Source organism: Vibrio sp. V08_P9A1T1 (assembly GCF_963874405.1).
In the GTDB taxonomy this organism is placed as follows: Bacteria; Pseudomonadota; Gammaproteobacteria; order Enterobacterales; family Vibrionaceae; genus Vibrio; species Vibrio anguillarum.
This window is the reverse complement of record NZ_CAWNIB010000033.1, coordinates 21805-37790: the sequence shown is the minus strand read 5'-3', so window position 1 is coordinate 37790 and position 15986 is coordinate 21805. Positions and strand designations below refer to the sequence as shown.

Sequence of the window (15986 nt, the reverse complement as noted above, 5' to 3'; positions counted from 1 at the left end):
ACTGTATACTTTCTCGTCATTTAAAAACTTTTAGTTAACTATTTGGAGTTCTCATGGCACGCGTAACTGTTCAAGACGCTGTTGAAAAAGTGGGCAATCGTTTCGACCTAGTTCTGATTGCGGCTCGCCGCGCTCGTCAAATGCAAACTGGCGGTAAAGATTCATTGGTGCCAGAAGAGAACGATAAGCCAACCGTTATCGCTCTGCGCGAAATCGAAGAAGGTCTTATCACGAAAGATGTGCTTGATGCTCGTGAGCGCCAAGAGCAGAAAGAGCAAGAAGCCGCAGAATTGGCCGCCGTAAGCAGCATCGCTCACAACCGTTAATTCTGCCATTCAAATTCAACAACCTTCCGGGCCTATAATTTGTATCTATTTGATAGCCTTAAAGACGTTGTCCAAGAATACCTAACAGAGCCTCAAATTGAGGCTCTGCGTCAATCTTATGTGGTCGCACGTGAAGCCCATGAAGGGCAAACCCGTTCTAGCGGCGAACCTTACATTATTCACCCTGTTGCAGTTTCTCGAATTTTGGCTGATATGCGCCTTGATTTGGAAACGCTACAAGCAGCGTTATTACATGATGTCATCGAAGATTGCGATGTCACTAAAGACGATCTTGAAGCGCAATTTGGTCACGCCGTGGCGGAATTGGTGGACGGGGTTTCTAAACTCGACAAGTTGAAATTTCGTGATCGTAAAGAAGCCCAAGCCGAGAACTTTCGTAAGATGGTGCTGGCAATGGTGCAAGACATTCGCGTTATTCTCATCAAACTTGCTGACCGCACACACAATATGCGTACCCTTGGCGCATTGCGCCCGGATAAAAAGCGTCGTATTGCCCGTGAAACGTTAGAGATTTACGCGCCTCTTGCTCACCGCTTAGGGATTCATAACATCAAGACTGAGCTAGAAGAGCTTGGCTTTGAAGCATTGTACCCAAATCGTTATCGCGTATTGAAAGAAGTGGTGAGATCCGCTCGCGGTAACCGCAAAGAGATGATCCAACGCATCCACAGTGAAATTGAAGGCCGCTTGCAAGATTTCGGTTTGAAAGCACGCGTGGTCGGCCGCGAAAAGAACCTGTTCTCCATCTATAACAAGATGAAAACCAAAGAGCAGCGCTTTCATACCATTATGGACATCTACGCTTTTCGAGTCGTGGTCGACACTGCAGATACCTGTTACCGTGCATTAGGCCAAGTTCATAGCTTGTACAAACCTCGCCCGGGGCGCATGAAAGATTACATCGCCGTGCCCAAAGCGAACGGCTACCAATCTTTGCATACCTCGATGGTCGGCCCACACGGCGTCCCGGTTGAAGTGCAGATCCGCACTGAAGACATGGAACAGATGGCCGACAAAGGTGTTGCTGCTCATTGGTCTTACAAAGGTAATGGCGAACGTACTGGCACCACCGCGCAAATTAAAGCACAGCGCTGGATGCAAAGCCTACTTGAACTACAACAAAGCGCTGGCAACTCGTTTGAGTTTATTGAGAACGTTAAGTCGGATCTTTTCCCTGATGAAATCTACGTCTTCACCCCCAAAGGCCGCATCGTTGAGCTGCCTGTCGGGGCAACTGCGGTTGATTTTGCCTACGCGGTACACACCGATGTCGGTAATACCTGTGTTGGAGCTCGTGTTGATCGAAACCCTTATCCGTTAAGTAAATCACTGAAAAACGGCCAAACGATTGAAATCATCAGCGCACCTGGGGCTCGCCCTAATGCCGCTTGGCTCAACTATGTGGTCACGTCTCGCGCTCGTACTAAGATACGTCAAGTGCTTAAAACCATGCGCCGTGAGGAATCGATCACACTTGGTAGACGTTTGCTCAATCACGCTCTGGGTGATCTTTCACTCAGTGACATCAGTGACGAGAACATTAAGCATGTGATTGGTGAGCTTAAAATGGCCACGGTCGATGATCTGCTGGCCGCGATTGGTTTAGGCGAACTGATGAGTATTGTCATTGCGCGTCGTCTGCTCGGCGATGCTGATGAGCTGACCGAAGTGGAAAGCAATGATGGCAAACCGAAAAAGAAACTGCCGATCCGCGGCGCTGAAGGTATTTTGCTCACGTTTGCTAACTGCTGCCACCCCATCCCAGACGATCACATCATTGCGCATGTATCTCCGGGTCGTGGTTTAGTGGTGCATCGTGAAACCTGCCCTAATGTTCGTGGCTACCAAAAAGAGCCGGATCGTTACATGGCGGTTGAGTGGTCTAAAGATTACGACCAAGAGTTCATCACCGAACTGAAAGTGGACATGCAAAACCACCAAGGTGCGTTAGCGGAACTGACGAATGTAATCTCGAAAACAGGTTCCAACATTCATGGCCTCTCCACCGAGGAGCGTGATGGACGTTTGTATACTGTCACTGTGCTGCTGACCACCAAAGATCGCATTCACTTAGCAAACATCATGAAAAAAATTCGTGTGATGCCTCATGCACTGAAAGTGCGACGCCGGAAAAATTAAACTATCCAAACAAATAAAACCCCTTGCGGCTAACCACTCATGGGGTTTTTTATTTTCTGACACCCTACCCCCATCTTGCATTTTAGGCGTCACTATTCAAATTAGCCGATGGCCTGCCGCTTATCGACCATTACATGATTTTATGCTGTACAAAAAAACAGTTCGATGGTTGAATAATACATAACGATACTGTTAATGAGCCCTGTTATGTCACAGCTACTGTCCGCGATTCCTCTCACCTCACTCTCTGGCGTGGGCGCTAAAGTGGCTGAAAAACTGGAAAAGGTTGGCTTAATCAGTGTGCAAGATCTGCTGTTCCATCTCCCTTTACGTTATGAAGACCGCACACGGATCTACCCTATTGCTAAATTGCATCCCGGTCTTTGGGCCGCCGTGCAAGGTAAAGTCATGGCGGTGGATACGGTTTTTGGCAAACGCAAAATGCTCACAGTAAAAATAAGCGACGGTAACGGCACCATTACGCTGCGTTTTTTTAACTTTACTGCTGGGATGAAAAACAATTTTGCTGAAGGTAAGTTAGTGCACGCTTACGGTGAAATTAAGCGTGGTGGATTCGGCCTTGAAATTGTTCATCCTGATTATAAATTTTATGCTCCTCAGCAACAGCCAGATGTCGAAGCTAACTTAACGCCCGTTTACCCAACAACCGATGGCCTGCGCCAACTCACGCTACGCACACTCACTGAGCAAGCATTAAGTTTACTCGACAAAGCCGCCGTACAAGAATTGCTACCTGCCGGGTTGTATGATCACCAAATTACGCTCTCTGAAGCGCTGCACATCATTCACCGGCCGCCACCGGGCATTAACCTGCAACTGTTTGATGAAGGGAAACACCCGGCGCAGGTTCGCTTAATTATGGAAGAGCTGTTGGCGCAAAACCTCTCCATGCTGGCTGTACGCCATCAAGGCCAGCAAGATATCGCATTGCCGCTGGCTGGGTCTGGCAAACTCAAACAACAACTGCTTGCACAACTGCCTTTCTCTCCCACTAAAGCACAAACACGTGTTGTGACAGAGATCGAAGCCGATCTGGCACAAGCTCACCCCATGATGCGTTTAGTACAAGGTGATGTGGGCTCAGGGAAAACCTTGGTCGCTGCATTAGCCGCCGCACGTGCTATCGAACATGGCTATCAAGTAGCATTAATGGCACCGACAGAATTGCTGGCCGAGCAGCACGCGATTAACTTTGCCAACTGGTTTGAAGCAATGGGCATCCAAGTCGGCTGGCTGGCGGGTAAATTAAAAGGCAAAGCGAAAGAAACAGAACTGGCTCGCATTGCCAGCGGTGAGGCAAAAATGATAGTGGGTACTCACGCTCTTTTTCAAGAACAAGTTGAATTTCATCACCTTGCGCTCGTTATCATTGATGAACAACACCGCTTTGGCGTCCACCAGCGTTTAGAACTGCGTGAGAAAGGGGCGAAGCAAGGCGCATATCCGCACCAGTTGATCATGACCGCAACGCCGATCCCACGAACTTTAGCGATGACTGCTTACGCTGATTTAGAAACCTCCGTTATTGATGAACTGCCACCGGGACGAACGCCCATTCAAACTGTCGCAATCCCAGATACAAAGCGTGATGATATCGTCGAGCGCGTACGTCATGCCTGTTTGAGTGAAGGAAAACAGGCTTATTGGGTCTGTACTTTGATTGATGAGTCTGAGGTGCTAGAAGCGCAAGCCGCCGCCGACACAGCGCAAGAACTACAACGCACTCTGCCCGATGTCAAAATCGGTTTGGTGCATGGCCGAATGAAGCCGAGCGAAAAACAAGCGGTGATGCAAGCCTTTAAAAACAATGAACTGCACTTGCTGGTTGCCACAACGGTGATTGAGGTTGGCGTTGACGTGCCGAATGCGAGCTTGATGATCATCGAAAACCCTGAGCGTTTGGGCTTAGCACAGTTGCACCAATTACGCGGCCGCGTAGGGCGAGGCTCTGTCGCCAGTCATTGCGTATTGCTTTACCATGCACCACTATCGAAAACCGCGCAAAAACGCTTGGGTGTACTGCGTGAGAGCAATGACGGTTTTGTGATTGCCCAACGAGACTTAGAAATTCGCGGTCCGGGTGAGCTGCTTGGTACCAAACAGACCGGCCTCGCGGATTTCAAAATTGCGGATTTAGTCCGTGACCAACGTTTAATTCCTGAAGTACAGCGCATTGCTCGCTACTTACACGACCATTATCCAAGCCACGCGACCGCCATTATCGATCGCTGGTTAGGAGAGAAGGACATCTACGCCAAAGCATAAGATTGTTCGTTCTGTATTCCCCTCTCCCTTACACAGCAAAAGCAAACGTTTGCTTTCTTGCGTAAACCCTCTATAATTTCGCCAATTTTTTTAGTGAACTACTCACTTATCCAGTCCGAGCAGATTCTGATTAACAGCAATCACAGATGACGTGTCTGCTCCACTTAGTGCTCCCACTCAGCGAACGCTAAGACAACAACGCACCATTAGGAAAACAGTATGACTATCCACAACGCTTCGCGTAAGTCTGATTTGGTTTATCAACTCAACGATAGGCCACCGCTACCCCAAACCATTTTCGCCGCTTTACAACATTTGCTAGCCATGTTTGTTGCGGTCATCACCCCTTCGCTTATTATTTGCCAAACACTTGGTGTTTCTGCCGAACAGACCAACACCATCATCAGCATGTCGCTGTTTGCATCTGGCTTATCCTCCTTTATCCAGATCCGCACCATTGGCCCAATTGGCTCCGGTTTACTTTCTATCCAAGGCACCAGTTTTAACTTTCTTGGGCCAATTATTGGCGCAGGCTTGTCATTAAAAGCAGGTGGTGCAGATATAAGCACTATGATGGCGGCGATCTTTGGCACCATTTTAGTCGCCTCTTTTGCTGAAATCCTATTATCACGAGTGCTGCAATACGCGCGCCGCGTGATCACGCCGCTGGTGTCGGGCATTGTGGTCACCCTGATAGGCTTAACACTGGTACAAGTTGGTTTAGTTTCTATGGGTGGCGGCTATGCTGCGCTCAGCGATGGCACTTTTGGCAGCTTAGACAAACTGGCGCTGGCGGGAACCGTGCTTGGACTTATCGTGCTGCTCAACCGCTCAAGTAACCCATACATTCGCGTAGCATCGATTGTGATTGCGATGTTCGTCGGTTATATCATGGCCTACTTGATGGGGATGGTGAACACTGATTCACTGAGTGAAACTGCCCTGATTGCACTACCAATACCTATGCAGTTTGGTTTAGGTTTTGATTGGTCACTCTTTATTCCTCTGGTACTGATTTTCTTGATCACCGCATTGGAAGCGATTGGTGATATCACCGCCACTTCTGAAGTGTCGGGCGAGCCTGTCAAAGGGCCGATTTATATGAAGCGTATTAAAGGTGGTGTGCTGGCTGATGGTTTGAACTCCGCGCTGGCGGCGGTCTTTAACAGTTTTCCCAACTCGACCTTTAGCCAAAACAATGGTGTAATTATGCTCACCGGGGTTGCCAGCCGTTATGTGGGTTACTTTATTTCCGCCATGTTGGTGTTGCTCGGCCTGTTCCCGGGCGTGGCAAGCTTTGTACAATTGATTCCTGAACCGGTACTTGGCGGTGCAACCATCGTCATGTTCGGCACCATTGCAGCCGCGGGTGTGCGTATTATTTCCCGTGTGGATCTCGACCGCCGCGCGATTTTAATCATGGCGCTGTCGTTTTCGATGGGGTTAGGCATTGCGCAAAAGCCAGAGATTCTGCAATTTATGCCCGAGTTCATTAAGAGCATTTTTTCATCCGGCGTAGCGGCTGGCGGTATCACCGCCATTTTGCTCAACTTGCTACTGCCAGAAAAATTGCCACGCGAAGAAGAAGAACTCGAAGAGCTCAAAACCAACTGATTGCATGGATGGGCCCAAAAACTTCGGTCAGCAGCCGAAAAGACATAAACCGCAAACACAATGGGCTCAGTTGAGCCCATTGTGTTATTTAGTAAATAAGCCCCTATTTGGTCGGGAAGCTCAGTTGCGCTTTGAGTCCACCTTCACTGCGGTTACTCACCACAACGCTGCCATGATGCTGGCTAACAATCCGTTTCACTATCGCCAAACCAAGCCCTGTGCCTTCACTGCCGCGCGCGGTATCACCACGCGTAAAAGGTTCAAACACTTTACTCACTTGGCTAGGATCAATACCCGGGCCATTATCCTCCACACAAACCCAAGCCATTTTGTTATCTGCGGTACTGCCCGTGCTCACCTTAACCCAACCATTACCATAACGAATGGCGTTCACCACTAAGTTGCTCACCGCGCGTTTAATGGCGATCGCATTGCCAAAGGCTGGCTGCATTGGTAAATGCAGCGCGACATCGATTTTGATCTCGTAGCCCCCTTCGGCAGTGGCGACATCATTGGCGATCTCATTGAGATCAACGGCGGTAAAGGTCTGTTTATTGACGGGTTTAAGGTAGTCCATAAACTGACTGATGATCTCGTTACACTCTTCCGTATCACTGATGATCCCTTCGGCTAGATAACTCTCTTCTGGAGACATCATTTCCGTAGCTAAGCGAATACGAGTCAGCGGTGTACGTAAGTCGTGGCTGATCCCCGCCATCAATAATGAGCGATCCTCTTCAAGCGCTTGGATCCCTTTCGACATTTGATTAAACGCCAACGTCACCGCGCGAATTTCAGAAGCGCCTTTGAGCGGCAATGGTGGCGGGTTCTCACCTCGGCCAACGGCTTTGGCGGCTTTTTCTAAGGCAATTAAGGGACGATTTTGCAGACGAATAAACAGCCATCCCCCTAATACGATCAGTAACGCCATCACCAAACTATTGTGAAATAGTGGCGCAAAATCCTCTTTTTGCAACTCAGAGAGAGGGATGCGTATTAATGACCCCGGAAAAGAGTCCACTTTCATCCATAAAATATAACTCTCTTTACCCAAAATCATCCGCACATCGGTCGGCGAGCCGAGCTCATTGCTCATCTCCTCGCTCATCAAATCAATGCTGATGGCATCGTGATACTCTTGGGCCATCTCACTCTCTTCACTATGAATGGTGACGCCCAACTGTTCTAACACTCGGCGGCGCTGTAAGGCGTCCATTCCCAGCTTCGATGTATTGTTCGCCGCATCATCCAGCATTAGGTTGATCTCATGGCCCAAAATCTTATTGAACTGCTGCAAACTGGGCATCAAAGCATAGTTAAATACGGCGTAATAAGAATACACTTGGCTGGCGATCAGCAATGAAAAGAAGAGCAAAATCGATTGAGTAAAGGAACTGCGAATGCGCATAGGAAAACCCGCTATGAACGTACTATCAAAAAGGCGATAAAAAAGCTCCTGTGGGTTAACCGACAGGAGCTGATTGAAATTTAAGACTCTTTACCATCTGGAACGAAGACGTAACCTAAGCCCCACACCGTTTGTATGTAGCGTGGTTTGCTTGGATCCACTTCAAGCATGCGACGTAAACGCGAGATTTGCACATCAATCGAGCGCTCCATTGCGGAGTATTCACGCCCTCTTGCCATATTCATCAACTTATCGCGCGACATTGGCTCACGCGCATTGGTGACTAAGGTCTTCAATACGGCAAATTCACCGGAAGTGAGCGGCATCGGCTCATCGCCACGGAACATTTCGCGGGTACCTAAATTCAGGCGAAACTCACCAAATTCAACCACCGACTCTTCAGCACTTGGCGCGCCGGGGGCTTCAATTACTTGGCGACGTAGCACGGCTTTGATTCGCGCCAGTAGTTCACGCGGGTTAAACGGTTTGGGCAGGTAATCATCCGCACCCACCTCCAAGCCAACAATACGATCCACTTCGTCGCCTTTAGCGGTCAGCATTAAAATCGGCAACATGTTATTGGCGTTACGCAAGCGGCGGCAAATAGACAAACCATCTTCACCCGGTAACATCAAATCAAGCACCATTAAGTGGAAGTTTTCACGAGTGAGCAGGCGATCCATCTGTTCGCTATTGGCGACACTACGCACCAGAAAACCTTGCTCTGACAAGTAACGCTCAAGCAATGCACGTAAACGCGCATCATCATCCACCACTAAAATTTTATAGTTTTCTTGCATTTATTCGTCCACCGATGATCTAACCTTACCAGTAAACTGGCTTTGGCAAAATGTAGCACTGATTCCCCTACCGTGAGCTAAAGAATTGTTACGCTTTATTACTTTCTTAGTCGATCACTAACAATCTAATCGATAACAGAAAACGCGGCCATGCCCTTTGTCACAACGTTGGTATCATAAGTTGAGTCGATGGTGTAACGAAGGGGAGTGAGTGAGTTACTACATTTCGCACGCGCTTCAATGGATGAGTTAGAGGCTTACGCACTGAACCGCTCTTAAATATAATGAAGCCCCAGAAATCATTCTGGGGCAGTTTTAGTTTATCTACGGAGATTAAAAACCTCCGATATTTGTCACCATTGAGGCTACAATAGTTATTGTGGATTAAGACCCAACTTTTCTAATACTAACTTAAAGTTCGCTCTACGCTCCGCCAAGTTATGTACCTCGCCCGTAGAGCAGGTTGAATCTGGGCAACCACGGTTAACAATACCTGACACGTCATCAATAAACGCTGACCCTTTTAGACCACTCTCAACGTACTTTTTCAGCTCGTTGTAGTAATTCCAATCTGCGTATTGCCCACCTTCATTCGAATACGCCTGCACTGAGGTTACCCAGTAGAACAAACCAGCAATCCATTTAATTTCTTTGTTCTCTTCAGAGCTACAAATCAGACCGGGGTTGGAGCAAAAATCCATTTCAGCATATAGTGGATTTTCGGGCGGCGCTTCAACGGTTACACCATCAATGGTTTGGCCAATCGTTTCAGGGTCAACATGTGAACGTCCTAAGTAGTGGTTGAGCGTACCAAAGTTTTGACGCCCGGTGGTTTGGATAACACCGCGCCCCCACCAGCCACAGCCCTCTACGCTTTCTTGGCTGCTGCCGTCCCAAATGAACTTACCTGCTTTTTGACCAACGTAAGTCTTACACTCGTCACGCTCCCAAACTTGCTTAGACGTATCTACGTTTTCTGGAACATCGTTACAGTGGCCGTTGTTAGTCCAACGTCCTACTGCCCCGTTGGCCAAGAGACCGCGCTCTTCTAGTACCGCATCAGGGGCGGCAAAAACTGGCGCTGGTGCACCGTACCATTTCGCATGTGTTAGCGCGCTCATTTCCATTTTATTATCACGCGGGCAGGAATACGCATGGTCTAAGCCCGATGCTGGGTTGACACCGTAGTCTGCGTATTTCTGACCAAGCTGACCACAACTGGCCGACATGGGATAGTCTGCAGGCGCACCGTATTTGGTTTCAGACCAATTATTTTCGTCACAGGCGTTATAACGGATAGTTTCCTGCATACTTTGTGCAAGGAATGCGGCAATCGCGACTTTGGCGTATGTGATGTTGGTTGCATCATCAACATTCTCATCCATCAGCCAGAACTTGTTGCCTGCAACGCCAATGTTGTGCATCGCATTCAGACCGTCTAGGAAGTCATTCCATTTGTACACCGTTGATGGCACCCAACCATTACTTGGCGTTTCATATAGGAACGCTTCGTTATCCATCGCATTTTCAGCGTCAGCTAACTGTTGGTTCAATACTTCGATACGAGTCAAAGAACCGTTTTCTAGCTCTTCACCAACGTAGTACAGGGGTACCTTCGCCTCTTGGTAACGCTCAATTTTTGCCGTTAGCGCTTCACTGTCTTTATCAAATTGCAGTGCAAACACGTTACTAAATGCCGCTTTCCGCAGTTGAGGTTTACTTTCACCTTGGCCCATGAAGTAGTTAGCTGTTTGCTCTGTTGGCATGTTCGTCAACATTGCTGGCGTCTTAATGTAGTCTGTCACCTGCTTCACGTACTCTAACGCGTTGTGCCACTGCTCAGCTGATAAGGCCTCTGTTACGCTGGATTTAGTAAACGCAACAAAGTCTGCTTTCGTCGCCACTTCAGCGTTGTACAGCTCAAACTTGTCGAGTAATTCTGCTGTATCGCCTGATGCACTGTCCCAAACTGACTGTCGACCTGAATGACTATCGTAGGCAAAATCACCAATGCTAAGAGTCCAGCCAAAAGGGGCGTTTGGTGCTAATGTTGAGAGAATAAGATGGTGAGCTTGAGCCCAACCTTTGACATCATCGCTCAAGGCTTGAATCGCATCCATATCGATTCGGTTGTCCGTTCCAGTGGAATTGACCGCACTCGTGAGGGCTTCTTTAACCGCAACGGAGCCAAAGAACTCGCCTTGATCTTGTGTTGCAAGGTCCAACACATCGCTGCTGATGATGATTGATGCTGTGTCTGCCTGCTCAGCTTGATTGATGATAGAGACAAACGCTTGCGTTAATTGCTCAACATCCGCTAATTCCTCACGATTGCTCGCTTCAATTATCAGTGTCTTCGGTGCATTAGTTGATGGGCTGGCAACCACAAACGTATTTGGCCAGCCTGCCACTTCTAAACGCACAGGATCCATTGGGTTTGGTAGTGAAAGCAGTGGCGCAGTACCAGGCTCTGAACCATCACAATTAAGATGCAAAGACCATGAGCCGTCGCTACCTGGCAAGGTTTGTGTCCAATGCGCTGCAGAATAAGCAATATTGTTATGCACCATAATGTCGCCCTGATTGGCATGATCACCGCTTGTCCAATTTGGATAAACATTAAACTCCGCGCAGAGCTCATCTGGTGGAGTGACAGGCGGATCAACTGGATCCTCTGCAACCGTAAGACGAACACTCGCGCTAGAAAAAAGATTCTGAGCATCGGTGGCGATCGCATTTAAAGTGACGTCACCAGCTTGAATTGGCGACCAATCACAATCAAAACTATCCACCTCATTGGCCTCGTCGGCATTAAAAGTACAAATGGGTTGGCCATTAGCCTGCACAACCAGCGTGGATAAGTCATTATCCACGTCTGTTGCACGAACAGAAACCGAAACCTTCTCGGTAGGCTGAACCATCGCCCCGTTTACGGGGGTGATGAAACTCACCGCTGGAGCTGTAAAATCTTCTGTCACATTGGCTTCGATTGTAACAGACACCGATTGCTGTTTAATGACCTGATTACTTTTATCAAGCACCAACACCTTAATCGTCGCACTACCAGCAGCATCGGGTGTCCAACTCTGAGAGTAGTTTGTTTGACTTTGATCGATGTTTTGCAGACCTAGGTTCTGACTGTTCACCCAAAATTCCACTTTTGCGGCTAATTCGCCTTCAATACTAACTTGAATGGCCGTCTCGTCACCCGCCGTTACCAGTTGGCCTGATACAGGGGTAAGAATCGATAATTCGGTTTCGTCAGGGATGGCTGGCTGATCAGAACACTCAGTCACCTGCCAAAACCAAGAGTCCTCATTCGGAGTTTCCCATACACCAGGGCTATTTTCTGCAATAAAGCACTGATCGTTATAAGAAACAACTTGACCATTTTCAACTTGAGTTTCACCCGGAATAAAAGGAATGATATCGCCTAAATCAGGTTCTGGTTCAGGTTCTGGTTCTGGTTCTCCTGAACAGGCAGCACTATCCCAAAACCAAGAGCTAGCATTGGGAGTTTCCCACACACCAGGATTATTTTTGGCAATAAAACATTCTCCATTATAAGAAACCAGATCTCCATTCTGAACCTTAGTTTCACCTGGTATAAAAGTAACTATTGAATTGCTGTCAGCAGCATACAAATATCCGCTGAACATCACACTTGCCAGAACGGAAGTTATTTTATTTATTTTTTTCATTTATTTATCCTTTGGGATAAAGATGATTTAAGTAAGGCGCACGTAACAGATACGGCAACGGCACAACCACAATAAGGGCATTCGATTTATGCCTATATTTAGCACGAGATACTTATTACTCGAAATGAAAAAAACTGAATAATACCGGGCATAATAATAATGAATAGATTCAGTAACTAAAATACAAAGGATAACTACATTATTATCATAACACTAATGCATCAATACCTTAAAAATGATAATCAAAGAAGATAATGGTGAGTAATAACAAACTTCACCATATATCGCCAACGGTTAAAAGAGCGAGCAACTTAAATTACGGAAAAGCTAGTCAATAATACTAGCTTTATAAATAAGATGGACAAACAGTAAAATATTTCTCATTCAATATTTTACTGTTTGAGTTTGAGAATCGGTAAAGTACTCAACTAAATTCTATTTATTGCAATGTTCTACACTTATTCCTAAGTAACTGTGCACAGTTTCGAGCACATTAGGTGGCAACTTTCACGGATGACATCGTTTGTCAGTTCGGCTCTTTATCAAAGCGGCCAAAACGATAGCGATAGCCTAAACCAAAGGCAATATCGGTGCTGTTGTTGGCATTAAACATATTTTCGACCACAGTAACTTCAATCGCTGAATGGCTCATTTGATAACGATACCCCAAAATAAACTCGGTCGATGGTTTAGAAAAGTCATCCTCCCCCGTTGAAAGGCCTTGATAGAATGAGACCTGCCCAATCAGATAATGGCGTTCTAACCACTGATATCGATAACTGGTACCCATCGACCAAGTACTCGAATGATACTGTGTTTGGCCTGGTACATTGGTCGGGTTGCGAAAGGTGATAGCCAACAGCGTATCAAGTGCATGCTTACCTCTTCGGTAGCCATAATTAAGCTGCACCGCTTGTTCAAACTCGGATAGGTTGAATATTCCATGGTGTGGATCGCTGTAATAGAGTGAAACTCCCAATGACAAACCGTGATGAGGCTTATCCACCAGCTGGTACTGTAAATAACTGGTCAACGCACGGCTCAATGTCTCGCCTCGGAACGCTTCCTGATCAATGCCGTACTCTGGCATTTGAATGATGAAGCGATCGTTATCGACATCCTCACGCCCGTTTTGATCAATGCCAAACCAGTCATGAAAAGCAATGGTTAAGCCATCTAAATGATTATTGGCAGCAAAGTTCCAACGATAATTAAGCTCAACCTGCCACTTCGAAGTGAGCTGCCATTTACCGCCCATTGCAAGCTGATTCTGGTAATAATCCAAACTATAGTGGGGAGTGATCGCCCAAATGCTGGCGATAGTCGCGCTGGTGTAGAGCTCCACTTCTTCCTCTTGCATCGAAAAGCCGGAGCGAAGTTGTGCAGAAAGGCTATTGGTATGCAGTGGCGATTGCACATAGCTTTGCGCAGGCCCGTAGTCAATGTCCGCCCACGCCGAGGGGATGGAAAGAGAAAAGAGAATAAACCAACAAATGCACTTACACTCCGTCATGCATACTCTCCGGCCAAAGCAACCTTTTGAATATATTAGACAATCATTAACGCTTAGTGAGTGACCATATCCCTTAATGATGATCTACCGTACACATTAAGTGTATGCGCTAATTCAGAAATATCATGAGATAGTGCTAACTTTTTCCGCAAGCTAGGGCGTTTTCAAATTCGGATTATCAAATTTTTTTTGAAAATGAATTAAGCAAGAGGCGGTTTCTTGTTTGGACTCAGTCCGTTATCTTAGCGCCATCTCGAATGTTATCTTCCCTAGGAGGGAAAAATGAATATTGTTCAAGCATCGCAAGCGCGCTATTCCACCAAAGCGTTTGACACCAACCGTAAACTGACTGAACAGCAAGTCGCTGATATTAAAGAACTGGTACGCATGAGCGCCTCTAGCGTCAATTCGCAGCCTTGGCATTTTATTTTGGCGGCTAGCGAGGAAGGCAAAACGCGTATCGCCAAAGCGGCGCAAGGTCAATTTTCCTTTAACGAACGCAAAATTTTGGATGCGTCTCACGTGATGGTGTTTTGCGCCAAAACCGATATTGATGATCACTACTTATTGACGCTGCTGGAAAACGAAGAGAAAGATGGCCGCTTTGCCAATGAAGAAGCGAAAACAGGCATGCACGGCGGACGCAGCTATTTTGTTAACTTGCATAGAGAAACGCTCAATGACGCCGAACACTGGATGCAAAAACAAGTTTATTTAAATGTTGGAACACTGCTGCTCGGAGCGGCTGCGATGGGCATTGATGCTGTCCCCATTGAAGGGTTTGATGCCGAGGTGCTCAACCAAGAATTTGGCCTGACTGAAAAAGGGTTCACCAGCTTAGTGATTGTACCGCTCGGTTACCACAGCGAAGAAGATTTTAACGCCAAGCTGCCGAAATCTCGCTGGCCAGAACAAACCGTCTTTACTGAGTTATAAGCCATGATCCACTTATTAGCCGAAATCAAAGCCCTTCCCGACTCAATAGAGCGAGTGCAAGCTATGCTTGAAGCACTGCTTGAACCGAGCCGCAACGAAACAGGCTGCTGCCAATATGAGCTCTATCGTGATAACTCGATTGACGGGTTATTCTTGATGCAGGAGATTTGGTGCTCAGAGGAGAGCTTGCAACAACACCAACAGAGTGCACATTTTCAGCACTTTCAACAACAGCTTAGCGAGCAAGAGGCATTGGAATACCTACAAATCCGCCCGCTAACGTTTGTTGGCTAATACGGGATTAACTCTCACGCTGTTTGATGGCTGTCAGTACCGCTTGTCGTTGCTGGCAGCCTTTTCCACGAATAAATTCCTGAAAAGCGCGAATGGTTGGGGTGATCAAACGTCGATCTGCGCACACGATATAAATTGGCACTGGCCCACTTTCCCATTGCGGTAAAATACGTACTAAGCGCCCATCAATAATATCCTGACTGATATCCATTAATGACTTATTGGCAATGCCTTTGCCTTTAACAGCCAATCGATGTACCACGTCACCATCATTGCATGCGGGGTTTCCTTGCACTACCACACTCTGCGTTTCGCCCTCTCGGCTCAAAACCCACTTATTATGCAGGGTGTCGGCCAGCATATAACAAAGACAATTGTGATGTTGCAGATCGTCAGGATGGAGGATAGGTGGATGCGTTGCCAAATATTCTGGCGAGGCGCACAACACGCGCTCGTTTGATTCACACAGCGGCATCGCAACCAAATTGGAATCAGCAGGATGGCCATAACGAATCGCAATATCCATCGGGTGAGCATACATATCCGCTAAGCGATCAGAGAGATCCAGTTTAACGATGACGTTCGGGTGCAAGGCAATAAATTCATCGATCCAATCCAGCAGTAAATTGCGCCCCAAATCCGAAGGGGCACTGAGGTGCAGCTTCCCCGCCAGTTGACCACGCGCGCATGCTATCTGATCGAGCCCTTCTTGCAACGTGGCAAGGGCTGTCTGAGTTTTGGCGAGGAAAATCTCCCCCTCTTGGGTTAAGCGCATATGACGTGTCGAGCGGACAAAGAGCGGAAACTGCACCTGCTCTTCTAAGCGGCGAATGGCGGCACTGACCGCGGCTGTGGTCAGCGATACGCTGTTGGCCGCCTTAGAAAAACTGCCTTGGCGTGCGGTTTCGACAAACAAGTTCAGATCATTGAGTGCTTTCATATTCTCCG

Annotated in this window: 11 protein-coding genes; 6 read left to right on the top strand and 5 right to left on the bottom strand. The window is 47.4% G+C overall.

The window, feature by feature from the left end:
* The first annotated feature begins 53 nt into the window (after positions 1 to 53).
* The 4 genes from rpoZ (at position 54) to AACT21_RS02110 (ending at position 6386) form a co-directional block, all read left to right on the top strand.
* Entirely contained in the window at positions 54 to 326 is a 273-nt protein-coding gene (gene rpoZ, locus AACT21_RS02125; protein WP_013855406.1) for a DNA-directed RNA polymerase subunit omega, read from the top strand.
* 39 nt (positions 327 to 365) lie between these two features.
* Positions 366 to 2486, top strand: a complete 2121-nt coding sequence (spoT, locus tag AACT21_RS02120) for a bifunctional GTP diphosphokinase/guanosine-3',5'-bis pyrophosphate 3'-pyrophosphohydrolase (RefSeq protein WP_017045712.1) — start codon at positions 366 to 368, stop codon at positions 2484 to 2486.
* A 207-nt stretch (positions 2487 to 2693) separates the two neighbouring features.
* Positions 2694 to 4772, top strand: coding sequence for an ATP-dependent DNA helicase RecG (recG, locus tag AACT21_RS02115; RefSeq protein WP_094164437.1), 2079 nt, complete (start codon positions 2694 to 2696; stop codon positions 4770 to 4772).
* A 219-nt stretch (positions 4773 to 4991) separates the two neighbouring features.
* A complete protein-coding gene (locus AACT21_RS02110; protein WP_047688004.1) occupies positions 4992 to 6386 on the top strand; it encodes a uracil-xanthine permease family protein in 1395 nt (464 codons plus the stop codon).
* 103 nt (positions 6387 to 6489) lie between these two features.
* Here AACT21_RS02110 and envZ read toward each other — a convergent pair whose 3' ends face one another.
* From envZ to AACT21_RS02090, 4 genes are all read right to left on the bottom strand, one after another.
* Positions 6490 to 7794 (bottom strand): two-component system sensor histidine kinase EnvZ, encoded by a 1305-nt coding sequence (gene envZ / locus AACT21_RS02105; RefSeq protein WP_013855410.1) that lies wholly within the window; start codon positions 7792 to 7794, stop codon positions 6490 to 6492.
* A gap of 80 nt (positions 7795 to 7874) precedes the next feature.
* Complete coding sequence (gene ompR / locus AACT21_RS02100) at positions 7875 to 8594, bottom strand: osmolarity response regulator transcription factor OmpR (RefSeq protein ID WP_010319303.1); 720 nt, start codon at positions 8592 to 8594, stop codon at positions 7875 to 7877.
* Positions 8595 to 8968: 374 nt separating this feature from the next.
* Positions 8969 to 12295: a cellulose-binding domain-containing protein gene (locus tag AACT21_RS02095; RefSeq protein ID WP_176430237.1), complete on the bottom strand. Its 3327-nt coding sequence runs from the start codon at positions 12293 to 12295 to the stop codon at positions 8969 to 8971.
* A gap of 526 nt (positions 12296 to 12821) precedes the next feature.
* On the bottom strand, positions 12822 to 13808 hold the full coding sequence (locus AACT21_RS02090) for a DUF3187 family protein (protein ID WP_094164436.1): 987 nt from the start codon (positions 13806 to 13808) through the stop codon (positions 12822 to 12824).
* A 282-nt stretch (positions 13809 to 14090) separates the two neighbouring features.
* Between AACT21_RS02090 and AACT21_RS02085 the strand changes: the two genes are divergently transcribed.
* Together AACT21_RS02085 and AACT21_RS02080 are read left to right on the top strand one after the other, a co-directional pair.
* Positions 14091 to 14744, top strand: coding sequence for an oxygen-insensitive NAD(P)H-dependent nitroreductase NfsB (locus AACT21_RS02085; protein WP_017049380.1), 654 nt, complete (start codon positions 14091 to 14093; stop codon positions 14742 to 14744).
* Between the two features lie 3 nt (positions 14745 to 14747).
* Entirely contained in the window at positions 14748 to 15038 is a 291-nt protein-coding gene (locus AACT21_RS02080; RefSeq protein ID WP_013855414.1) for a putative quinol monooxygenase, read from the top strand.
* 7 nt (positions 15039 to 15045) lie between these two features.
* Here AACT21_RS02080 and AACT21_RS02075 read toward each other — a convergent pair whose 3' ends face one another.
* The gene (locus AACT21_RS02075; protein ID WP_013855415.1) at positions 15046 to 15978 is read right to left on the bottom strand and encodes a LysR family transcriptional regulator; all 933 of its coding nucleotides are present in this window, start codon (positions 15976 to 15978) and stop codon (positions 15046 to 15048) included.
* Positions 15979 to 15986: the final 8 nt, after the last annotated feature.

What these genes read in the sequence shown, in the direction of transcription:
- rpoZ (WP_013855406.1), top strand. Translation starts at nt 54, where the DNA reads ATGGCACGCGTAACTGTTCAAGACGCTGTTGAAAAAGTGGGCAATCGT.
- recG (WP_094164437.1), top strand. Translation starts at nt 2,694, where the DNA reads ATGTCACAGCTACTGTCCGCGATTCCTCTCACCTCACTCTCTGGCGTG.
- AACT21_RS02110 (WP_047688004.1), top strand. Translation starts at nt 4,992, where the DNA reads ATGACTATCCACAACGCTTCGCGTAAGTCTGATTTGGTTTATCAACTC.
- envZ (WP_013855410.1), bottom strand. Translation starts at nt 7,794, where the DNA reads ATGCGCATTCGCAGTTCCTTTACTCAATCGATTTTGCTCTTCTTTTCA.
- ompR (WP_010319303.1), bottom strand. Translation starts at nt 8,594, where the DNA reads ATGCAAGAAAACTATAAAATTTTAGTGGTGGATGATGATGCGCGTTTA.
- AACT21_RS02095 (WP_176430237.1), bottom strand. Translation starts at nt 12,295, where the DNA reads ATGAAAAAAATAAATAAAATAACTTCCGTTCTGGCAAGTGTGATGTTC.
- AACT21_RS02090 (WP_094164436.1), bottom strand. Translation starts at nt 13,808, where the DNA reads ATGACGGAGTGTAAGTGCATTTGTTGGTTTATTCTCTTTTCTCTTTCC.
- AACT21_RS02085 (WP_017049380.1), top strand. Translation starts at nt 14,091, where the DNA reads ATGAATATTGTTCAAGCATCGCAAGCGCGCTATTCCACCAAAGCGTTT.
- AACT21_RS02080 (WP_013855414.1), top strand. Translation starts at nt 14,748, where the DNA reads ATGATCCACTTATTAGCCGAAATCAAAGCCCTTCCCGACTCAATAGAG.
- AACT21_RS02075 (WP_013855415.1), bottom strand. Translation starts at nt 15,978, where the DNA reads ATGAAAGCACTCAATGATCTGAACTTGTTTGTCGAAACCGCACGCCAA.